Here is a 20,849-nt window from a genome sequence, read left to right on the forward strand (position 1 = left end):
GGTGCCTCATGCTTGTCTCCCAGATCCTTAAAACCAAAGCGTTACAGGACGTTGTGACCGTGCCGCCCGACATGCTGGTGTCCGAGGCAGCCAGAATTCTGTCCGAGAAACGGATCGGGACGGTGCTTGTATCGCGCAACGGTACCAATGCGGATGGTATCCTGTCAGAGCGTGATATCGTGCGGGAAATCGGTGCACGGGGAGCGGGATGTCTGGCCCATACGGTTGATACGCTGATGACATCCAAGCTGGTGACTTGCCACGGCGACGACCAGGCCGATGCGGTGCTCAAACAGATGACCGAAGGGCGGTTCCGTCACATGCCGGTCGTTGAGGGAAACGAGCTGCGCGGTCTTATTTCGCTGGGGGATGTGGTCAAAGCACGTCTGATGGAGCTGGCCATGGAAAAAGACGCGCTCGAAGGCATGATCATGGGCCACTGACGGCTCTGATCCGGTAACAGTTTCACAGACTGGAACAGCGGCGCTTGCCTTTCTGCGTCTTTAGTGGTGCTTTACAGCCAGAATACGAAGACAGGAGAGCCTGATGCGTGTTGGCCTATATCCCGGCACATTTGACCCGATAACGCTGGGCCACCTGGACATTATACGCCGGGCTTCTGTGCTTCTTGACCGGCTTGTGATCGGCGTCGCCATCAATCGTGACAAGGGACCGCTTTTCAGCCTTGAGGAACGGGTTGCCATGGTCGAGGCGGAATGCGCCAAGCTTTCCGAGCAGACCGGGATGGAGATTGTCGCGCACCCGTTTGAAAACCTGCTGATCACCTGTGCGCGCGACGTCGGGGCCCAGGTCATTGTTCGCGGCCTGCGTGCTGTGGCCGATTTCGAATATGAGTATCAGATGGTTGGCATGAACCGGCAGCTGGACGATGGGATCGAGACCGTCTTTCTGATGGCCGAGGCGCAGCACCAGGCCATCGCGAGCAAGCTGGTCAAAGAGATCGCGCGTCTTGACGGTGACGTCAGCAAGTTCGTGACACCCCCGGTCCGCGAAAAGCTGCTGAGCAAACTGGGCCGCAGCTGAACCCGATCACCCCTGGGCGGCGACCACCCGGATCATGTCCCGCAGGCGGCAGGAAAATCCCCATTCGTTGTCATACCACGCCAGCACCCGGAGCAGTGATCCGCTCTGCACCCGTGTCTGATCGGTCGCGAACACGGCGCTGTGCGGATCGCGCGCAAAGTCCCGCGATACCAGCTGCCGGTCCGTTATGCCGATGATCCCTTTCATTGGTCCATCTGCCGCTGCGCGCATGGTGTCATTTACTTCCTGCACAGTAACATCGCATGCCAGATCAACCGTGAGATCAATACAGGACACATTGGGGGCAGGGACCCTGATCGCCTGACCTGTGATCAGCCCTTTGAGCTCGGGAATGACCAGCCCCATCGTCTCGGCTGCCCCGGTGGAGGTTGGTATCATGGACAACCCCGCGGCACGCCCGCGGTACAGATCCGCGTGGGGCGCATCATGCACGGGCTGAGAGGTCGTATAGCAGTGCACCGTGGTCATCATGCCGCGTTTGATGCCGAAAGCATCGTGCAATACCCGCGCCACCGGGGCGAGGCAGTTGGTGGTGCAGGACCCGTTGGAGATAAGCCGGTGAGAGCGGGTTATCCTGTCGTGATTGACGCCGAAAACGACGGTCGGTCCTTCGCCCTTTGCCGGGGCAGAGAGCAGCACCCGCCCCGACCCGTTTGAAAAGTGACGCTCCGCATCCGCAATGCGGGTAAAGTGGCCGCTGCACTCAAGTGCGATATCCACGTCGTCCCACGGCAGTTTCGCCGGATCCTGCAGATCGCTCAGGCGCACCGGGCCGCGCCCGAAATCAATACTGCCCTTGTCAAGGATTACAGGGTTCGGGAAGCGCCCGTGTACGGAATCGAATTCCAGCAGGTGCGCGAGCGCTTCCGCCGGTGCAGGATCATTGATCGCGACGACCTCGATATCCTCTGACGGTGATGTGGCCAGAACCCGCAACAGCGTGCGTCCGATGCGGCCGAAACCGTTGATGCCTATTCTGATGCTCACAGCAATTCCCCTGCGCCTTGCCAGACTGTCAGATGCGCGCGATCAGCGCCAGAAGGCAAGCCATTCAATAAGGTCAGACAACCGGCGTCCCAGAAAAAGCAGACCTGCGCCGGACAAAACAAAGAGGTCCAGCAAAGCGAGTGCAACGATGATCACACCGAGCAAAATCGCGATGCGGTTTGTCATGCCCTGTCTGCCCCCGGATCGGGCGGCCCCGGATGGGTCGCCACAGGGCGGGGTATGCCAGCCGGCGCGCCGGCGGGCAAGTGGATCAGCCAAGGCGTCCCATGGTTGCGGCAACATCCGCCATCCGCGCAGAGAAGGCCCATTCGTTGTCATACCAGGCCAGCACCCGAACCGTGCGTCCGCCGACAACCTTTGTCTGTTCGGGCGCCACGATGCAGCTGTGTTCCGTGTGATTGAAATCAACAGATACCTTGGCCTCGGGATCATAGGCCAGAACGCGCGACATATGGCCGTTGGCGGCTTTTTCGAGTGCTGCGTTCACCTCTTCCACGGTCACATCCCGGGGCGCTTCAAAGGTGAGATCCACCGCGGAGACATTTGGTGTGGGAACGCGCATGGCCGTGCCGTCCAGCTTGCCTGCAAGGTTTGGCAGGACTTCGCCCAGGGCTTTGGCGGCACCGGTTGAGGTAGGGATAATCGCCATAGCGGCCGCGCGGGCGCGGTAGAGATCACTGTGGCGGCGGTCCAGCGTCGGCTGGTCGCCGGTATAGGAATGGATTGTCGTCATGATGCCGCGTTCAATCCCGATCGCCTCATCCATGACCTTGGCCAGCGGGGCCAGGCAGTTGGTGGTGCAGGACCCGTTTGAAACGACCGCATCAGATGCAATCAGGTCCCGGTGGTTCACGCCAAAGACAACGGTCCGGTCCACGTTTTTGGCGGGCGCAGAGATCAGCACACGCCCGGCGCCGCGCTCGATGTGTGTCCGCGCTTTGGTGCCGTCGTTGAACTGACCGGTGCATTCAAGAACAACATCGACGCCTTCCCAGTCCAGCTCGTTCAGATCATAGCTGGACATCATCCGGATCGGACCACGCCCCAGATCCATGGTGTTGGCGCCGGTGACAATCTCACCGGGATAGCGGCCATGAACAGAGTCGTATTTCAGCAGGTGCGCGGCAGTTTCCAGCGGGCCCGTTGCGTTTACGGCCACCACGCTGATGTCGTTGCGGCCCGAACTGACGATCTGCGACAGGGTGCAGCGACCGATGCGCCCAAATCCGTTGATACCCACTCTGATGGTCATGATGAACTCTCCACTCTCGTATACCTTCGCATTCCCTGCTGTGCATATAGCCAGCGCGCTGCCGTCGGGGAATGCTTAAAACGCTCTGTTTTCCGTATGTTAGCGTTAAACTTCATGTTAGCGTTAAACCCTGCAGGCCCGATGAACCGCTCTCGTGAACAAAAACGCCATTTGCAGCGTTTGTTTACCTGTGCACATTAATGAACAATAAGCCCCGGACGGCGGCTACAGTTGAAGGAACAGGTATAATGAGTGGTCTTCTGGCGCTTCTTGATGACGTTGCAGCGATTGCCAAGGTGGCGGCAGCCTCAGTGGATGATGTGGTAGGGCAGGCGGCAAAAGCCGGCTCAAAAGTTGCGGGCGTGGTGATCGATGATGCAGCGGTTACCCCGAAATACGTGACCGGGTTCGAGCCGAAGCGCGAGCTTCCCATCATCTGGAAAATCACCCGCGGGTCGCTGTTCAACAAAATGGTCATCCTGCTGCCTGCACTTTTGCTGCTGAACGCTTTTGCCCCCTGGATCATCACACCGCTGCTGATGCTGGGGGGGATGTATCTGTGCTTTGAAGGCGCAGAAAAAGTTTATCACTGGCTCTATCCCCACGGTGACCCTCATGTTGAAAAAGACATGTCCGTGGGCGATCCGCTGCACCTTGAGGAGACGCGGGTCAAAGGCGCGATCAAGACCGATTTCATCCTGTCCGCCGAGATTATGACGATTATCCTGGCCAACATCGAGGCGAACAGCTTCTGGTTCGAGGCCGCCACGCTGGCCTTTGCCGGTATCGCTGTGACGGTTTTTGTCTACGGCACCGTGGCGCTGATCGTAAAGATGGACGACATCGGCGTATGGCTGGCAGCCAACGGTCTGACACGACTGGGCCGGTCACTGGGCGCCGGTCTGGTGCGCGGGATGCCTGTGTTGCTCAAGGTGCTTACGATTGTGGGGACCGCCGCCATGCTCTGGGTGGGCGGCTCCATCATTATCCATGGAATGCAGGTGATGGGGGCCCCATGGCTCTATGACGAAATCCACCACATTGCGCTGGCAGTGGCCGACAGCATCAGCCAGGGATCCGGGTTCGTGGAATGGACCGTGACGGCCCTGCTCGACGGTGTCTTTGGCATCGTTCTGGGGATGCTGCTCATTCCGGTGGTGACGCGGGTCATCGGACCAGTGGTCGAAAAATTAACCGGCGCAGAAAGCGCCGGTCACTGATATTTTGCAATGTTTCAGGGCAGGGGCTGCATAGCCCCGCCTGGCCATCAGGTGCGCGGATCAGGCTGCCACTTGCCGTCCAGCAGATCGCGGACTTTCTCGGCTGCCGCCTCGGCCGTGATGCCAAACTCTTTGTAGAGGGTACCTGCCGGGGCAGATGCGCCGAAGCCGTGCATGCCCACAAAACCTGATTTCTCGCGTTTGCCACGCTCGCCAAAGAGCCAGCGGTCCCAGCCAAAGCGGATACCGGCCTCGATGCCGACACGCACGGGCCCGCCTGGCAGCACACGCCTGCGATAGGCTTCGTCCTGCTCTTCGAAGAGTTCCCAGCAGGGCATGGAAACGACACGCGTGCCGATGCCCTCTGCCTGCAGGATATCCCGCGCGGCCATGGCGATCTCTACTTCGGAGCCCGTCGCCATAAGGATCGCACGGCGTTTGCCCTCGGCGTCGGCCAGAACATAGGCACCCTGTGCTGTCATGTTCTTGTTTTTGTGCTCTGTACGCACGGTCGGCAGGCCCTGACGGGTCAGCGACAGAACCGACGGTGTCTCTTTCTGCGTCAGCGCCAGTTCCCAGCTTTCGGCCGTCTCAATCGTGTCGGCAGGGCGGAACACATAGGTGTTCGGTGTTGCCCGGCTGATCGCCAGATGCTCGACCGGCTGGTGGGTGGGGCCGTCTTCGCCCAGCCCGATGCTGTCGTGCGTCATCACAAAAACCGTGGGGATTCTCATAAGGGCGGCCAGACGCATCGATGGACGGGCATAGTCCGTGAAACACATGAACGTCCCGCCGTAAGGGCGCACGCCCCCATGCAGCGCCATGCCGTTCATAGCCGCGGCCATACCATGCTCGCGGATACCCCAGTAGACATAGCGGCCATCACGACTGCCCACGTCAAAAACGCCCAGATCGCTCGTCTTGGTATTGTTGGAGCCGGTCAGGTCAGCCGAGCCACCAACGGTTTCCGGCATCACCGGGTTAATGACTTCGAGCACTTTTTCCGAGCTGGCGCGCGTGGCAAGCTTGGGAGCCGCCTCGGACATCTGCTTTTTGAACGCTTTGACGGTCGCGCTCAGTTTTTTCGGCGCATCCAGCGCATAAGCCCGGTTAAAGGTTTCGCGTTTGCCACGGGGCATTTTGTCAAAACGCTCTTCCCAGGCGCGCCGCGCGTCTGCACCACGGGAGCCAATTGCCTCCCAGCCAGATTTCACATCTGCGGGCACTTCGAACGGACCGGTTGTCCAGCCCCACGCCGCCTTGGCCTCCGCGTTCTGGTCTGCGTTTGTCAGCGCGCCGTGGCCTTTGGAAGTATCCTGTGCCGCGTGACCCAGAGCAATATGCGTTTTGCACGCAATCATCGTGGGCTGTGCACTTTTCTTTGCTGCCGTCAGGGCCGCATCAATTTCATCCGGGTTGTGTCCGTCGATTTCGATGACTTCCCAGCCTGCGGACCGGAAGCGGCCAACCTGGTCGGTGCGGTCTGACAGGGTAACGGGGCCGTCGATGGTGATGTTGTTGTTGTCCCACAGCACAACCAGTTTGCTCAGCTGGTGGCGACCGGCCAGGGTGATGGCCTCCTGGCTGACACCTTCCATCAGGCAGCCGTCGCCGGCGATGACATAGGTATGGTGATCCACGACCTTTTTGCCATAGGTGGCGCGCTGGATTTCCTCTGCCATGGCAAAGCCGACCGAATTCGCGATGCCCTGACCCAGCGGGCCGGTTGTGGTCTCGATCCCGCCTGCATGGCCGTATTCAGGATGGCCTGCCGTGATCGCGCCCCACTGGCGGAAGTTTTTGACCTGCTCAAGCGTCATGTCCTTGTACCCGGTCAGATGCAGCAGCGCATAGAGCAGCATCGAGCCGTGGCCTGCCGACAGGATGAACCGGTCACGGTCGGGCCATTCCGGGTTGGCGGCGTCAAACTTCAGGTGTTTTTCAAACAGAACGGTTGCCACATCTGCCATGCCGATCGGCATGCCGGAGTGACCGGAATTTGCGGCTGCTACCGCGTCGAGGGCCAGAGCACGGATTGCGGTGGCTTTGGACCAGTGGTCCGGATGCGCGGTGGCGAGAGCTTTAAGATCCACGGGATCAGTCTTCCTTTATCGGCTGTGCAGCCCTGCGGAGGCTGCTTTATGGGTCTGCTTCCCGCGCTGAATATCAGTCAGCCCGCAAAGATCAAGTAGGCCGCACCCGTCGCATCGGCCCCTGACTTGAAGAACTCCGCGCAAGTTGCTGATACTGTTCAAAGGCGTATTTGTTGTGTGGCCCGGATAGGGGTACGGTTAACCATGATTGTGGCGATTCGGGGCCGGTTTTCACGGTATCCGGGCGCTTTGGGAAGGGGCAGAGACAGGCATGAGCGAGATTGACGAGCTGCAGCGACGGATTTTGTCCGCGATGGACAGGGTGGCACAGGGGCTGGACGGGCTGAATGCCGCCGATCCCGCTGAGGCGGATGCTCTGCGGCAGGAACTGGCGGACGAGAAGTCGATCAATGCGGAGCTGAAAGAGCGCATTGATACGCTGAGCGCGCAGCACGAGAAAATCCTGGTGGATGCCGAAAAAAAGGTCGCTGGCAAGATGACCGACCTCGATACCCAGCTGCAGAAACTGCGCCGTATCAACGCCCAGCTGGTCGAGGCCTGCGACGCGCTGCGCAAGGCAAACGCCGAGGGCGTGGGCGATCCGGATCTGATCAATGCGACAATGACGTCCGAACTGGAGGCAATCCGCACGATGCGCGATGCCGAGATGGCGGAGGCAGGAGAGATTATTGCGGCGCTGACGCCTTTGCTGGATGAAGCTGCTGCGGCGGCCGGAAACGGGAGTGCACAATAATGCCCGAGGTGACAATCACAATCGGTGGACGGAGTTTTGAGGTCGCCTGTCAGGAAGGCGAAGAGCACTATCTGCACACGGCCTCAAAGCTGCTGGATGACGAAGCGCAGATCCTTGCGGATCAGGTCGGGCGGATGCCCGAGGCGCGCATGCTGCTGATGGCGGGTCTGATGCTGGCCGACAAAACCGCCAGCGTCGAGGAGCGCGTGTCAGAAGTGCAGGCAAAGCTGAACCAGTGCGAAGCTGAACTGGCGGCTCTGAAAGAAAACCCTGTTGAGCCAGAGCGCATCGAAGTACCTGTTGTGCCCACGGCGGTGATGGAAACGCTTGCGGAACTGGCAGCGCGCGCCGAAGCGATTGCCGAGGCGGTGGAAGAAAAACAGCGCGCGTGATGGTCCGGACCTGCCTCTGGGCTGTGGTCTCTGCGGGCAGTGTCTGGGCGGACACGCCAACCGGATATGCATGCAGTATGGGGCAGTCAGTGACCGTCACACCGGCGGATCAGAACGCGCTGCATCTGGAAATCGGTGACGTCCGTCTCGAAATGTCGCCGGTCCCGGCGGCCTCCGGGGCGAAATATGCCGCAAATGCCGGTGCCCTGACGATTGTCTGGTGGTCCAGGGGAACGGGCGGCGTTCTTTACGCTGAAAACAGTGAAGGCCGGCAGGTTGCCGGCCTTGCAGAAGAGTGTGAAGCCCGCTGATCGCAGGCCGCCGCCGGTTCAGCCGTTGGCTTCGCGGATCTTGTTTGCAGCCTCTTTGTCGAACCCGACGCCATTTTCCTCTAGCAACGTGTCCAACTCGCCCGAAAGCGTCATCTCAGTGATGATATCACAGCCGCCGACAAATTCGCCTTTGACGTAGAGCTGCGGGATGGTCGGCCAGTCGGAAAAATCCTTGATCCCCTGGCGCACCGTTTCGTCGGCCAGAACGTTCACGTCCGAATACTGGACGCCCATATAGTTCAAAACACCTGCGACACGGCTTGAAAACCCGCATTGCGGCATTTCCTTTGTGCCCTTCATGAACAGCACCACGTCGCTGGCGGAAATGGTTTCCTGGATCTGCGTATTCGCATCGGTCATAGTCATTTGCCCTTTTTCTGATTGTAAGCGCGGTGATACCACGCTGCATAAGTCTGATCATCGGCGGGACGTGCCACGGCGGTGTCCGCGTTTTGCGCGAAACTCCCAAAAAGGCCGCTGCGTGTCCCGAAAAATGTGCTGACCCGTTCCAGCGAGGCATTCCGCCGGTTCGCGGCCTGAACGGTTTTCATGTCAATCGCCTCCAGCCCCAGGGGCACGGCAGCATCCTCCGCCCGGCGCGGCTGTCGGTAAGACAGCGGTTTGCGCGGTTCGCGCCGGAAAGGTGCGCTTATGAGAGACCAGATGCGCAATGTCTCAGTCCGGGGCACGCGTTGTCAGGGCAAGCGCGTGCAGCTCTCCCTGAGAGCCGTCCATCTTGCCCTTGAGGGCGGCATAAACTGCGCGCTGCTGCTGGACACGGTTTTTGCCGCGAAAGCTTTCATCGACGACCATTGCAGACATATGCACGCCGTCGTCGCCTTCTACTCGGATTTCTGCTTCCGGAAAGCTCTGGCGCAGCAGGTCTTCAATTTCGCTGGCTTGCATTGGCATGTGCATTCTCCCGTCCCGGCTCTGATCCAGATGTAATTGGCCGGACCGCCGGGGACAAGTGTCAGAATGGCAGTAATAGCCGCCGGGTATGGTGGTGTCCGACGATTTCGTGCAGACATGCCTGCGCAGCTGATCCATACTTTCCGTGGGAGGTTCCGAATGCTTGTATCTGACACCGCGCCAGAGCTGGCGCTGGCATGGCATAAGGCGGGAAAAGGCGCCGTTCTGGCCACAGTGGTGGAAACCTGGGGCTCCGCGCCGCGCCGCACAGGCGCACAGCTGGTCATTGATCGCGAGGGCAATATGGAAGGCTCTGTTTCCGGTGGCTGTGTCGAGGGCGCCGTCGTGCTCGAGGCTATTGATGCCCTGGAAAAGGGAGAGGAACGCCTGCTGGAATACGGGGTCAGCGATGGGGATGCCTTTGCCGTGGGGCTTGCCTGTGGCGGAACCATCCGCATTCTGGTGGAGCCTGTGGGGGCGGTGATGCCGCCGGAACTGCTGCGCGAACTGGTGGCGGCGCGGGCGGCCCATGAGCCGGTGGCCTATGAGGTGACGCCCGGCGATGGCACCCGCAGGCTGGTGACAGAGGGCTACCCCGAACGCTTTGCCATGGACCGCTCTGGTTTTGAGCCGGACGGGCGTGTTTTCGTGGCAATCCATAATCCGCCACTCCGGCTGGTTGTGGTCGGGGCGGTCCATATCGCCCAGGCCCTTGTGCCTATGGCGCGCATCGCCGGATATGACCCGGTTGTGGTCGACCCCCGCGGCGCTTTCGGATCAGAGGCCCGTTTCCCGGACACGAAACTGATCGCAGAATGGCCCGACGAGGCTCTTGAGGAAATCGGGCTGCATGCACGGACAGCTGTTGTGCTGCTCACGCATGACCCCAAGCTGGACGATCCCGCACTGCACCTGGCGCTGCGGTCTGAGTGTTTTTACATCGGGGCTCTGGGCTCGAAACGAACGCATGCATCGCGGGTTGCCAGGCTGGAACAAGCCGGATTTGACGCGGCGGACATCGCCCGTATTCACGGACCCGTGGGGCTGGATATCGGTGCGTCGGGGCCACCGGAAATCGCTGTTTCGGTAATGGCGGAAATGACGCGCGTTCTGAGGCGCGGCGCATGAAGTTCGGCCCGGTGCCCGTGCCGGACGCCGGGGGGGCCATTCTTGCGCATTCGGTTGGTGTGGGCGCGCGCGACCGGCTGCGCAAGGGCCGTGTTCTGGACGTCGATGATATTGCAAAGCTGACGGCAGCAGGCATCGCGGAGGTGATCGTCGCGTGCCCCGAGCCGGGCGACGTGACCGAGGACTCAGCCGCCGCGCGCCTGGCAGCGGCATTGGTGCCGGATACGGACGTTGCAAACCTGCAGCTCACCCGGCCGTTTACGGGGCGTGTCAATCTGCTGGCCGACGGGCCGGGTGTGGCGCTTCTGGATGTGACGGCAATCGAGGCTGCGAACCGTGTGCATCCGATGATCACAGTTGCGACCGTGCCGCCGTTCCGGCAGATGCGGGACAGGGGCATGGTGGCCACGATCAAGATCATTTCCTATGCAGTGCCCGGTGACGCGCTGGAGGAGGCCTGCGCGCTGGCCCACCGGGCCATTCGTCTGGCGCCGCCGGTGCTGAATAAGGTTGCCCTGATTGTCACGGATATCGCGGGTGCGGCCGGCCTCAGGGGGGTAGAGGCCATCGCGGACCGGGTGGCCGCATTCGGTCGTGATCTGCACGAACCTGTTGTGGTGCCGCACACTGTTGATGCTCTCTCGGATGCGCTGCGGGCATCACAGGCAGAGCTCATTCTTATTCTGACGGCATCTGCCACATCGGATCCGGCGGATGTCGCCCCGGCGGCTTTGCGGGCAGCGGGGGGCAGTGTCGCCCGGTTTGGCATGCCGGTCGATCCCGGCAACCTGCTTTTTCTGGGCGAACTGGGGCAGGCGGCTGTGATCGGGCTGCCCGGTTGTGCCCGCGCACCTGCGCTCAACGGGGCAGACTGGGTGCTGTCGCGGGTCATCTGCGGTGTGCCGGTGACGGCTGCGGATATCGCGGGCATGGGGGTCGGCGGGCTGCTCAAGGAAATTCCATCCAGACCACAGCCGAGGTCCGGCAAAAAGCCTGGCTGAGCAGGCCGGACCAGGCTGTATCGTGCATCATACGGAAATTGATTAAAATTTCTGTTCTCAACTTACGCTTGCCGTGCTTAACTCCGCTCAGAAACAAAAAAGCTTTCAGGGAGGAAATCATGGCACAGGTCTCAATGACCGTGAATGGCAAGGCCGCGTCCGGCGAAGTAGAAGGGCGCACGCTGTTGTCTGCGTTCCTGCGGGACACGCTGCAGCTCACGGGGACACATATCGGCTGCGATACAAGTCAGTGCGGCGCCTGCGTGGTGCATGTCAACGGCGAGGCTGTCAAAGCCTGCACGATGCTCGCGGCTGAGGCCGACGGTGCCGAGGTGGCCACCATCGAAGGGCAGGCCAATGCAGACGGCTCTCTCAACGTCATCCAGCAGGCATTCCAGGATCACCACGGTCTGCAGTGCGGTTTCTGCACGCCTGGTATGGTGATGTCTGCGGCAGCGCTGCTGAAAGAGAACCCGACCCCGACAGAAGACGAGGTGCGCGCCTATCTGGAAGGAAACATCTGCCGCTGCACGGGTTATCACAATATCGTCAAGGCGATCATGGCCGCCTCGGGGCAGGACGTAAGCTCAATCGCTGCTGAATAAGTCGAAACACAGGGGCCGGGCCGCGGCTGGAACGCGGCAGACAGGCCCTCTGAGGCGGACAGCGTTCCGTCGAAATTCCAGGGAGGAATGACATGCCTAAAGACAGTGGCATTGGCGCCAGCTCAAAGCGCCGCGAAGACGTCCGGTTTCTGACAGGAGCCGGTAATTACACCGATGACATCAACATTCATGGCCAGGCGCATGTGTTCTTTCTGCGCTCTGATATTGCGCATGGGACGATCAGCAGTGTGGATACATCCGCCGCTGAAGCGATGCCCGGTGTTGTTAAAATCTTTACCGGTGCGGACTTTGAGGCCGTGGGCGGCATGCCCTGCGGCTGGCAGGTAACGGATAAGCACGGCCAGCCGATGCAGGAGCCCAAACACCCGGTGCTGGCGCATGGCAAAGTGCGCCACGTGGGCGAGCCGATTGCAGCCGTTGTGGCTGACACGCTGGAACAGGCACGCGACGCTGCAGAAGCGATTGACGTTGATATCGCCGAACTGCCCGCCGTGGTGGACATGAAGGCGGCTGTCGCAAACAGCGACAACAAAGTACATGATGATCTCACCTCAAACCTTTGTTATGACTGGGGTTTCGTCGAGGAAAACAAGGCCGCGACAGATGAGGCCTTTTCCAACGCGGCGCATGTGACCACGCTGGAGCTGGTGAATAACCGTCTGGTGGCCAACCCGATGGAGCCGCGTGTCGCAGTGGGTGACTATGCCCGCGGAACAGGCGATCATACGCTGTACACGACCTCGCAGAACCCCCATGTGATCCGCCTGCTGATGGGCGCGTTTGTGCTGGGCATTCCCGAGCACAAGCTGCGCGTCGTGGCACCGGATGTTGGCGGCGGTTTCGGCACCAAGATCTTCCATTATCAGGAAGAAGCCTTTTGCACCTTTGCCGCCAAAGCCTGCGGGCGCCCGGTAAAGTGGACATCGAGCCGGTCGGAGGCGTTCATGTCTGACGCCCATGGCCGTGACCACGTCACAAAGATCGAGCTGGCGCTGGACGGTGACAACAACTTTACCGCGCTGCGCACCGAGACCTTTGCGAATATGGGGGCCTATCTCAGCACTTTTGCACCCTCGGTTCCGACCTGGCTGCACGGCACGCTGATGGCGGGCAACTATAAAACGCCGCTGATCTACGTGAATGTCAAAGCGGTGTTTACCAATACGGTGCCGGTCGATGCCTATCGTGGTGCCGGGCGCCCGGAGGCCACGTTCCAGCTGGAGCGTGTCATCGACAAGGCCGCGCGTGAGCTGGGCGTAGACCCGATTGCCCTGCGTCGTCAGAACTTTGTGACCGAGTTCCCTTATGCCACGCCGGTGGCCGTTGAATATGACACCGGGGATTATGTCGCAACGATGGACAAGCTGGAGGCCATGGCGGATCTCAGCGGGTTTGAGGCACGGCGCAAGGCATCCGAGGCCAAAGGCAAACTGCGCGGGCTCGGTGTGAACTGCTATATTGAGGCCTGCGGCATTGCGCCGTCGAACCTGGTGGGTCAGCTTGGTGCACGCGCCGGGCTCTATGAAAGTGCCACAGTGCGGGTAAACGCTACGGGTGGTCTGGTGGTCATGACCGGCAGCCACAGTCACGGGCAGGGGCATGAGACGGCCTTTCCGCAGGTGATCGCGGATATGATCGGCATTGACGAGAGCATGATCGAGGTCGTGCACGGTGATACCGCCAACACACCGATGGGCATGGGCACCTATGGATCGCGCAGTCTTGCGGTGGGCGGTTCGGCCATGGTGCGGGCGACCGAGAAAATCATCGCCAAGGCCAAAAAGATCGCCGGCCACATCCTTGAGGCGTCTGATGCGGATATCGAGCTGAAAGACGGGACGTTCTCTGTCGCCGGTACCGATAAATCGCTGGCCTGGGGGGATGTGACCCTGGCGGCCTATGTCCCGCACAACTATCCGCTCGAGGATCTGGAGCCGGGTCTGGAGGAAACGGCCTTTTATGATCCGTCGAACTTCACCTATCCCGCCGGTGCCTATGCCTGTGAGGTAGAGGTTGATCCGGACACCGGCAAGGTGACAATCGAGGCTTTCACGGCTGTGGATGACTTTGGCAACGTGGTGAACCCGATGATTGTCACCGGGCAGGTGCATGGCGGTCTGGCCCAGGGTATCGGCCAGGCGCTGCTGGAAAACTGTGCCTATGACGAGAACGGTCAGCTGCTGAGTGCGTCCTATATGGATTATGCGATGCCGCGCGCAGATGATGTGCCCTTTTACCAGGTAGATCATTCCTGTCAGACGCCCTGTACGCATAACCCGCTGGGGGTAAAGGGTTGTGGCGAGGCTGGTGCAATCGGCTCGCCACCTTCGGTGGTCAATGCGGTAGTGGATGCGCTGCAGTCCGCGGGCAAGAATGTAACGCATATCGACATGCCGCTGTCACCGGCGCGTGTCTGGGCTGCGATGCAGGGATGAAGCTGAATGGGGGTGCGTGGTCTGAGAGGAATGAACGGGGCGCTGCCCCGCTCGGCCCTCAGACTGTCTTAAGGACAGTCTGCCGCTGACGCGGACCGGACCTCGCCCCCCGGGATATTTCCGGCCAGAAGAAGCCGCGTGCTTGTCTGAGCCCGAAGAAAGGAAAGAAGATGTATAATTTTGATGTGGAACGCCCCGGATCTGTTGCAGATGCGGCAGCTGCCATGGGGCGTGAGGATGCACAGGCGCTTGGAGGGGGGCAGACCCTGATCCCGACGCTGAAACAACGCCTGGCCAGCCCTTCGGTTCTGGTCTCGCTTACGGGTGTGTCAGAGATGCAGGGCGTTTGCAGCACGGATGACGGCCGGGTGGCGATCGGTGGGGCGACGACACATGCCACCGTGGCGCGGGAGGCCGCGTCGCTGTACCCTGGCCTGGCCGCACTGGCGGGCCATATCGGTGATCCGGCGGTGCGTAACCGGGGGACAATCGGAGGATCGCTGGCCAACAATGACCCTTCAGCCTGTTATCCGGCGGCGGCTCTGGGCTCTGGTGCCACGATCATCACAAACAGCCGTGAGATTGCGGCGGATGACTATTTTCAGGGCATGTTCACCACGGCGCTGGAGGAAGGTGAGATCATCACAGAGGTCCGTTTCCCTGTGCCTGAAGTGTCGAACTATCAGAAGTTTGTACAGCCGGCGTCCCGCTTTGCGCTCGTGGGGGTCTTTGTTGCAAAGTTCGCAGATGATGTCCGGGTTGCTGTGACAGGTGCTTCGAATGAAGGTGTGTTCCGGTGGAGTGAAGCAGAGGCGGCACTGTCGTCTGATTTCTCCGCAGGGGCGCTTGGCGGGCTGTCTGTGTCCGGTGACAACATGATCAGCGACCTGCATGGTACGGGTGAGTATCGTGCGCATCTGGTGGGTGTGATGACGGAACGGGCTGTGGCCGCTGCGTCCTGAGCGATGAGAAGACAGTGAAAAGGCCCCGCATGGCGGGGCTTTTTTGTTTTTGCGTCGGCTGACGCCGCGCGTGCAACCGGACGGCACAGGAGGAAGCGCAATGGCCAAACAGTTTGATTGCCTCAGTCAGAGCCATATTGAGTTTATCGGCCGCCAGAAGATTTTCTTTACGGCATCTGCGGCGGCGGGAACCCGGGTCAACATGTCCCCGCGTGAGGGCGGCGCACTGCGGGTCGCCGGCGCGAACGAGGTTGTTTATCTGGACCGGACCGGAAGCGGCAATGAGACGGCAGCACATATGCTGGCCGATGGACGTCTGACGATCATGTTCTGCGCCTTTGAGGGGCCGCCGCTGATCCTGAGGCTTTACGGCCAGGGCACATCACTGGGCTGGGAGAGTGCCGGGTTCAGCCGGATTGTCGAGACACTCTATGACGGCAAATGTCCGTCCGGCGCGCGCCAGATCATGAGATTGACGATCGACCTGGTGCAAACGTCCTGCGGGTACGGGGTGCCGCTTTTCGACTATCAGGGGGAGCGGGCGGCGATTGACAACTGGCATGATAACAAGGGCCCTGACGGGATCCGTGCTTATTGGAAAGACAACAACCAGAGCAGCATGGACGGGCTGCCGACCGGGCTGAAACTGCCAGACGATATCTGACATCAGGCACTGACCTGCGCGGATGCGGTACGTACCCGTTTACCGGGGCACCCGCGTCGACCGCCTGTGATGCCGACCGTTGCGGGAGATTGTTCGCATGGGTGCAGGCTTGTCGGGAAACCGTCGAGTTTTTTCTTGCTTTGTGGTGCAATTATTCCAAAGGTTGAACGCACCCACAGTGATTGAACGTGGGGTTTAACTGTCCGGGGCGATCCGTCGACATTGCCCCCGATCGGGCTGTTCCTGCCTGCAGGGGCGGATTGCCAGGGGAGACCAGCCAGCAAGACCACAAGAGGCCGCAGAGGCCCGGCGACCCGCCCGGAAAGGGCGATTGAATTCAAGGGAGGAAAAACATGAACCTGAGACCAGATCCGACATTTCACGCATCGCCCAAACTGGCGATGCAGGCGCCGGTTGAGAACTATGCCTTTACCGTCATGCTGAGCCCGGATGGCGCGCAGTCTGACGGTATCGCCGTGGTTGACCTGAAACCCGGCTCGGACACCTACGGGCAGATCGTGCACCAGGTGATCGTGCCGAACAAAGGCGACGAGTTTCACCACTTTGGCTGGAACGCCTGTTCATCGTCGCTGTCACCGCTTTCGGGTCACGCCTTCCTCGAGCGCCGTTACCTGATCGTGCCGGGCATCCGGTCGTCGCGCATTTACGTGATCGACGTCAAAGAGCCACTCAAGGCGCATATTCACAAGACAATCGAGCCCGAAGAGCTCTTTGCAAAGACCGGCTATTCGCGTCCGCACACAATCCACTGCGGGCCAGAGGGTATTTATGTCTCCTGCCTCGGCGGGGGTGGTGCAGACGGCACGGACGGCCCGCCCGGTATCTTTATCATGGACTGCGAGACATTCGAGATTATCGGCCAGTACGAAATGGACCGTGGCCCCCAGGACAAACACTATGACTTCTGGTGGAACCTGCCGCAGGACTACATGGTCAGCTCGGAATGGGGGCTGCCGCCGCAGTTCGAGGACGGCATCGTGGCCGAGGATCTGCTCTCGAACAAATACGGCCATTCCATCCACTTCTGGGACCTGCGCGCGCGCAAGAACATCCAGACCATTGATCTGGGTGAAAACCATCAGATGGCGCTGGAGATCCGACCTGCACACGACCCGAAGAAATCCTATGGGTTCTGCGGTGTTGTGGTCGACACCACCAATCTGCAAGGGTCTATTTTCACTTGGTGGCGCGATGACGACGGCAAATGGCAGGCGAAAAAGACCATCACGATCGATCCGCGCCCGGAAAAGGCAGAAAACCTGCCACCGCTGTTGCAGGGTTTTGAAGCGGTGCCACCGCTGGTGACGGACATCGATCTCAGCCTGGATGACAAGTATCTCTATGTCGCCTGCTGGGGACTGGGAGAGATGCACCAGTATGATGTTTCTGATCCGATGAACCCTGTTCTGGCCGGTAAGGTCGAGGTTGGCGGTATTGCCCGCGGCACGGCGCACCCGAACGGCAAGCCGTTTGCCTATGGCCCGCAAATGGTCGAGATCAGCCGTGACGGCAAACGCGTCTACTGGACAAACTCGCTTTATTCGACCTGGGATGACCAGTTCTATCCGGATGACGAGGGTGGACAGATGGTCATGGCGGACGTCGGCGAAAACGGTGGGCTGACACTGAACCCGGATTTCTACATCGATTTCCCGAAAGGCATGCGGTCTCACCAGATCCGGCTTGAAGGCGGCGACTGTTCCACGGACAGCTTTTGCTACCCATCGGTCTGAATGTTCGCTGACATGACATCAATGGCGGCCCTCTGGGGGGCCGTCATTTTTTCGGGCGTGTATCATGGCGTCAATCCGGGCATGGGCTGGCCGCTGGCCGTGTCTGCGGCACTGATGGAACAGAATGCCCGCGCCCTGCCAAAGGCACTGGCGTTGCTGGCCGCCGGTCACTTTCTGGCAATGATCGCGATCCTGCTGCCGTTTTCGGTGATGTTTTTTCTGGTGGAATGGGAAACGCAGATCCGGATCGGGGCAGGGATCCTGGTGATTGGCATGGGGGTCTATCTGCTGATCAATCGCCGGCATCCGAAATTTCTGGCGCGCGTTCATCCCGCCCGGCTGGCGCTGTGGTCTTTTCTGGCGGCGATGGCACATGGCGCGGGTCTGATGCTTGTGCCGATCTATCTGGGGATCTGCGCAATCGGGACGGACGAAACCGGTCATCTGGCGGCTCAGACACTTATGAGCGGCAACATCGGGACCGCCTTTACCGTTGCAGCCGTTCATACCCTTTCGATGACCGTGGCAGGCGGCATCATCGCTGCCGTTATTTATGTCTGGCTGGGGCTCAGGTTTCTGTCAAAAACCTGGCTCAACCTTGATGTGGTCTGGGCGCTCAGCCTGGTGCTGGTGGGGGCCTTTGGTATCTGGTCGGCGGTTCACGGGCACTGAGGGTTTGGATTGTCCACAAAAAAACGCCCCGTCCGGTCCGGTCAGGGCGCTTGTATGTCGAATGAAGGGCTGTCGGTTTACTTGGGCAACGGTCCGATCAGCATCACCATCTGTCGGCCTTCCATCTTGGGAAAGTTCTCGACGCGGCCTGCGTCTTTGGTGTCCTCTGCGACACGCTCCAGAAGTTCCCGGCCCAGGTTCTGGTGGGCCATCTCACGACCGCGGAACCGCAGTGTGATCTTCACCTTGTCGCCGTTTTCAAGAAACTTGAACACGTTGCGCATTTTCACATCGTAGTCATTGGTATCCGTGTTCGGACGGAATTTGACTTCTTTGATCTCGATGATCTTCTGCTTTTTGCGGGCTTCGCTCTCGCGCTTTTGCTGTTCATACTTGAACTTGCCGAAATCCATGATCTTGCAAACCGGCGGATTGGCGTTTGGCGAAATTTCGACCAGGTCGAGCCCTGCTTCGTCAGCCATTTCCATGGCGCGGGCAGGTGAGACAACACCGACATTTTCGCCTTCAGCGCCAATCAGGCGGATTTCGGGAGAACGGATCTTGTCATTGACGCGCGGGCCGGTTTCTCGTTGTGGCGGCGCGTTGTGGGGTCTGCGAGCGATGGTGGTAGTCCTTTGATTGTTCACGTTTGTGCGACGCCAAACTAAACGCGCGGCCCGCGCACTTCAAGCGGCAAAGTGGGCTGTTATGCGCCGAAAGACGCCGTTTTCCCCCTTGTTGCTGGCCCGTCCATCGCTCACCTGTCAGTTCAGGAACAATTGATGCCCGACCGCGTTGGTCCGGCACAGAGACGAGGGAGCAACGATATGAGAAATCTCATCTGGATTATTGTCGCCGCAGCCATCGCTGCCGGCGGATGGTATCTGTACAGCGGTCAGACACCTCAGGACGTCGCTGACACGGCCCAGGACGCCGTGGGCGAGGCCGCAGAAGAAGCGGCACCAGTGGCGGAAGAAGCAACCGATGCGGTAACAGAGGCCGCAGAAACCGCAACAGATGCAGTGGAAAATGCTGCTGAAAGTGTTGCTGACACAGCCTCCGATGCTGTGGATGCCGCCACTGAAGCCGCCACTGAAGCTGCCGGTGACGCGGTCGATGCCGCGACAGATGCTGCGAGCGATGCGGCCGAGGCCGCCACCGAAGCAGCAGGCGATGCGGTTGACGCTGCAACGGAGGCGGCCACAGATGCAGTTGAGGCCGCAGACAGTGCGATAGACAGCGCAGTCGACGCTGCAACAGACGCAGCTGCGGACGCAACAGAGGGTGCAGCAGCGCTGACCGAGCAGGCCGGTGATGCCGCGTCGGATGCGGCAGATGCTGCTGCGGACGCTGTGACCGACGCCACGACGTCCACAACCGAAGAAGCCGTAGCCGACACACAGGACGCTGTTGATAGCCTTGCTGACGACGCGACCGGTGGCACTGAGACAGCTGCGGATGCTGCAAGTGCTGAAAGCAGCCTGCTGACACCGGAGGGGTTCAACCTGGATAAAGTTCAGGAGATGATCGACAATTCTGATCTGGCAACAACGCAGAAAGCACTGCTGGGCAATGCGATCACTCAGGCGCAGGACAATCCTGAGCTGTTGAAGACTGCGCTGGAACAGCTGCGTACCGCACTGGGCATGTAAGCCCGGGCAGGTAAAATAAAAGGGCGCGCTGCGGAGGATCCCGGCGCGCCTTTTTCGTTACACAGTATGGGTTTCAACCAACGAAGGCTTTTTCCACGACATAGTGTTTCGGGTCCGAGTTGGCGCCTTCTTCAAGGCCAAACCCTTCGAGGATTTCCTTGATGTCGTTGTTCAGACCCAGCGAGCCGCAGACCATCGCGCGGTCTGTATCCGACGAAATCCCATCAATACCAAGGTCGGCGAAAACCGTCCCGTCTTTGAGCAGATCGGTGATCCGCCCCATTTTCGGGCTCTCTTCACGTGTCGTGGTCGGATAGTAGGTCAGCTTGGCAAGGTTCTCTTCACCCAGCAGTTCCAGCATCATCTCGTCCTGTCGCAGGTTTTCGATCAGCTGACGGCCATATTCCAGTTCCGCAACATCGCGGCAGGTATGGGTCACGATCACCTGGTCGTAGTCTTCATAGGTCTGCGGGTCGCGCAGCAGCGAGGCAAATGGCGCAAAGCCGGTGCCGGTCGCAAAGAACCACAACCGTTTGCCGGGCAGCAGCGCGTCGTGCACCAGCGTGCCCACGGGTTTGGGGCGCAGGATGATCTCGTCACCGGGCTGGATGTGCTGCAGTTTCGAGGTCAGCGGGCCGTCCTGCACCTTGATGGAATAGAACTCCAGTTCCTCGTCCCACGACGGGGAGGCGATGGAATAGGCGCGCAGCAGTGGTTTCTGCCTGCCCGTTTCGGGATGCGGATCGCCCATCAGGCCGATCATCACAAACTCGCCCGAGCGGAACCGCAATGATGCGGGCCGTGTCACACGGAAAGAAAACAGGCGGTCTGTCCAGTGTTTCACCGATGTTACGGTCTGCGCATCGGGAAGGGTCGGGACTTTTACAGCGGCGGCTTGGGTCACAGGTGTCTGCTCGGTCATGAATG

At 60.2% G+C, this 20,849-nt stretch carries 24 protein-coding genes; 15 read left to right on the forward strand and 9 right to left on the reverse strand.

What is annotated here, in order from left to right; all coding sequences use genetic code 11:
• Window positions 1-8: 8 nt before the first annotated feature.
• Both Q1A34_RS00995 and coaD read left to right on the forward strand, forming a co-directional pair.
• Entirely contained in the window at window positions 9-443 is a 435-nt protein-coding gene (locus Q1A34_RS00995) for a CBS domain-containing protein (RefSeq protein ID WP_300029496.1), read from the forward strand.
• Window positions 444-546: 103 nt separating this feature from the next.
• On the forward strand, window positions 547-1,044 hold the full coding sequence (gene coaD / locus Q1A34_RS01000) for a pantetheine-phosphate adenylyltransferase (protein ID WP_300029499.1): 498 nt from the start codon (window positions 547-549) through the stop codon (window positions 1,042-1,044).
• A gap of 6 nt (window positions 1,045-1,050) precedes the next feature.
• On the opposite strand, the gene gap (Q1A34_RS01005) is transcribed toward coaD, so the two are convergent.
• The 3 genes from gap (Q1A34_RS01005) to gap (Q1A34_RS01015) all read right to left on the reverse strand — a co-directional run bounded on the left by gap (Q1A34_RS01005) (window position 1,051) and on the right by gap (Q1A34_RS01015) (window position 3,325).
• Window positions 1,051-2,052, reverse strand: coding sequence for a type I glyceraldehyde-3-phosphate dehydrogenase (gap, locus tag Q1A34_RS01005; protein ID WP_300029502.1), 1,002 nt, complete (start codon window positions 2,050-2,052; stop codon window positions 1,051-1,053).
• Between the two features lie 42 nt (window positions 2,053-2,094).
• On the reverse strand, window positions 2,095-2,238 hold the full coding sequence (locus tag Q1A34_RS01010) for a hypothetical protein (RefSeq protein ID WP_300029505.1): 144 nt from the start codon (window positions 2,236-2,238) through the stop codon (window positions 2,095-2,097).
• A gap of 85 nt (window positions 2,239-2,323) precedes the next feature.
• Window positions 2,324-3,325 (reverse strand): type I glyceraldehyde-3-phosphate dehydrogenase, encoded by a 1,002-nt coding sequence (gene gap, locus Q1A34_RS01015; protein ID WP_300029508.1) that lies wholly within the window; start codon window positions 3,323-3,325, stop codon window positions 2,324-2,326.
• A gap of 248 nt (window positions 3,326-3,573) precedes the next feature.
• On the opposite strand from gap (Q1A34_RS01015), the gene Q1A34_RS01020 reads away from it, so the two are divergent.
• Complete coding sequence (locus Q1A34_RS01020) at window positions 3,574-4,545, forward strand: DUF808 domain-containing protein (protein ID WP_300029511.1); 972 nt, start codon at window positions 3,574-3,576, stop codon at window positions 4,543-4,545.
• Window positions 4,546-4,592: 47 nt separating this feature from the next.
• On the opposite strand, the gene tkt is transcribed toward Q1A34_RS01020, so the two are convergent.
• Window positions 4,593-6,638 (reverse strand): transketolase, encoded by a 2,046-nt coding sequence (gene tkt, locus Q1A34_RS01025; RefSeq protein WP_300029514.1) that lies wholly within the window; start codon window positions 6,636-6,638, stop codon window positions 4,593-4,595.
• A gap of 271 nt (window positions 6,639-6,909) precedes the next feature.
• Between tkt and Q1A34_RS01030 the strand changes: the two genes are divergently transcribed.
• The 3 genes from Q1A34_RS01030 to Q1A34_RS01040 are packed head-to-tail and all read left to right on the forward strand — an operon-like array spanning window position 6,910 to window position 8,095.
• Window positions 6,910-7,392, forward strand: coding sequence for a hypothetical protein (locus Q1A34_RS01030; protein ID WP_300029517.1), 483 nt, complete (start codon window positions 6,910-6,912; stop codon window positions 7,390-7,392).
• A complete protein-coding gene (locus tag Q1A34_RS01035) occupies window positions 7,392-7,784 on the forward strand; it encodes a cell division protein ZapA (RefSeq protein ID WP_300029520.1) in 393 nt (130 codons plus the stop codon). The genes Q1A34_RS01030 and Q1A34_RS01035 overlap by 1 nt, the downstream gene beginning before the upstream one ends.
• On the forward strand, window positions 7,784-8,095 hold the full coding sequence (locus Q1A34_RS01040; protein ID WP_300029522.1) for an MliC family protein: 312 nt from the start codon (window positions 7,784-7,786) through the stop codon (window positions 8,093-8,095). Before Q1A34_RS01035 ends, Q1A34_RS01040 begins: the two co-directional genes overlap by 1 nt.
• A gap of 18 nt (window positions 8,096-8,113) precedes the next feature.
• Here the strand turns inward: Q1A34_RS01040 and grxD are convergent, their stop codons facing one another.
• From grxD to Q1A34_RS01055, 3 genes are read right to left on the reverse strand one after another with little or no spacing between them, the layout of a single operon-like run.
• Window positions 8,114-8,476 carry a Grx4 family monothiol glutaredoxin gene (gene grxD / locus Q1A34_RS01045; RefSeq protein ID WP_300032298.1) on the reverse strand — a complete coding sequence of 121 codons (363 nt, stop codon included), beginning with the start codon at window positions 8,474-8,476 and terminating at the stop codon, window positions 8,114-8,116.
• 2 nt (window positions 8,477-8,478) lie between these two features.
• Window positions 8,479-8,805 carry a hypothetical protein gene (locus tag Q1A34_RS01050; protein WP_300029525.1) on the reverse strand — a complete coding sequence of 109 codons (327 nt, stop codon included), beginning with the start codon at window positions 8,803-8,805 and terminating at the stop codon, window positions 8,479-8,481.
• The gene (locus Q1A34_RS01055; protein WP_300029528.1) at window positions 8,792-9,028 is read right to left on the reverse strand and encodes a BolA/IbaG family iron-sulfur metabolism protein; all 237 of its coding nucleotides are present in this window, start codon (window positions 9,026-9,028) and stop codon (window positions 8,792-8,794) included. The genes Q1A34_RS01050 and Q1A34_RS01055 overlap by 14 nt, the downstream gene beginning before the upstream one ends.
• Window positions 9,029-9,187: 159 nt before the next feature.
• Here Q1A34_RS01055 and Q1A34_RS01060 point away from each other — a divergent pair, with 159 nt between their 5' ends.
• From Q1A34_RS01060 to Q1A34_RS01095, 8 genes are all read left to right on the forward strand, one after another.
• The gene (locus Q1A34_RS01060; RefSeq protein ID WP_300029531.1) at window positions 9,188-10,156 is read left to right on the forward strand and encodes an XdhC family protein; all 969 of its coding nucleotides are present in this window, start codon (window positions 9,188-9,190) and stop codon (window positions 10,154-10,156) included.
• On the forward strand, window positions 10,153-11,157 hold the full coding sequence (locus tag Q1A34_RS01065) for a molybdopterin-binding protein (protein WP_300029534.1): 1,005 nt from the start codon (window positions 10,153-10,155) through the stop codon (window positions 11,155-11,157). Before Q1A34_RS01060 ends, Q1A34_RS01065 begins: the two co-directional genes overlap by 4 nt.
• Before the next feature lie 119 nt (window positions 11,158-11,276).
• Entirely contained in the window at window positions 11,277-11,762 is a 486-nt protein-coding gene (locus Q1A34_RS01070) for a (2Fe-2S)-binding protein (protein WP_300029537.1), read from the forward strand.
• A 92-nt stretch (window positions 11,763-11,854) separates the two neighbouring features.
• The gene (locus tag Q1A34_RS01075; RefSeq protein WP_300029540.1) at window positions 11,855-14,218 is read left to right on the forward strand and encodes a xanthine dehydrogenase family protein molybdopterin-binding subunit; all 2,364 of its coding nucleotides are present in this window, start codon (window positions 11,855-11,857) and stop codon (window positions 14,216-14,218) included.
• 170 nt (window positions 14,219-14,388) lie between these two features.
• A complete protein-coding gene (locus Q1A34_RS01080) occupies window positions 14,389-15,180 on the forward strand; it encodes a xanthine dehydrogenase family protein subunit M (RefSeq protein ID WP_300029543.1) in 792 nt (263 codons plus the stop codon).
• Between the two features lie 100 nt (window positions 15,181-15,280).
• Window positions 15,281-15,844 (forward strand): pyridoxamine 5'-phosphate oxidase family protein, encoded by a 564-nt coding sequence (locus tag Q1A34_RS01085; RefSeq protein ID WP_300029546.1) that lies wholly within the window; start codon window positions 15,281-15,283, stop codon window positions 15,842-15,844.
• Between the two features lie 353 nt (window positions 15,845-16,197).
• Complete coding sequence (locus Q1A34_RS01090) at window positions 16,198-17,598, forward strand: selenium-binding protein SBP56-related protein (RefSeq protein WP_300029548.1); 1,401 nt, start codon at window positions 16,198-16,200, stop codon at window positions 17,596-17,598.
• Complete coding sequence (locus Q1A34_RS01095; protein ID WP_300029551.1) at window positions 17,599-18,270, forward strand: hypothetical protein; 672 nt, start codon at window positions 17,599-17,601, stop codon at window positions 18,268-18,270.
• 77 nt (window positions 18,271-18,347) lie between these two features.
• On the opposite strand, the gene infC is transcribed toward Q1A34_RS01095, so the two are convergent.
• Window positions 18,348-18,893 (reverse strand): translation initiation factor IF-3, encoded by a 546-nt coding sequence (gene infC / locus Q1A34_RS01100; protein ID WP_366942814.1) that lies wholly within the window; start codon window positions 18,891-18,893, stop codon window positions 18,348-18,350.
• Window positions 18,894-19,097: 204 nt separating this feature from the next.
• On the opposite strand from infC, the gene Q1A34_RS01105 reads away from it, so the two are divergent.
• Complete coding sequence (locus tag Q1A34_RS01105; RefSeq protein ID WP_300029555.1) at window positions 19,098-19,922, forward strand: translation initiation factor 3; 825 nt, start codon at window positions 19,098-19,100, stop codon at window positions 19,920-19,922.
• 73 nt (window positions 19,923-19,995) lie between these two features.
• On the opposite strand, the gene Q1A34_RS01110 is transcribed toward Q1A34_RS01105, so the two are convergent.
• Entirely contained in the window at window positions 19,996-20,844 is an 849-nt protein-coding gene (locus Q1A34_RS01110; protein WP_300029558.1) for a ferredoxin--NADP reductase, read from the reverse strand.
• Window positions 20,845-20,849: the final 5 nt, after the last annotated feature.

This window comes from uncultured Roseobacter sp. (genome assembly GCF_947491795.1).
Taxonomy (GTDB): domain Bacteria; phylum Pseudomonadota; class Alphaproteobacteria; order Rhodobacterales; family Rhodobacteraceae; genus Roseobacter.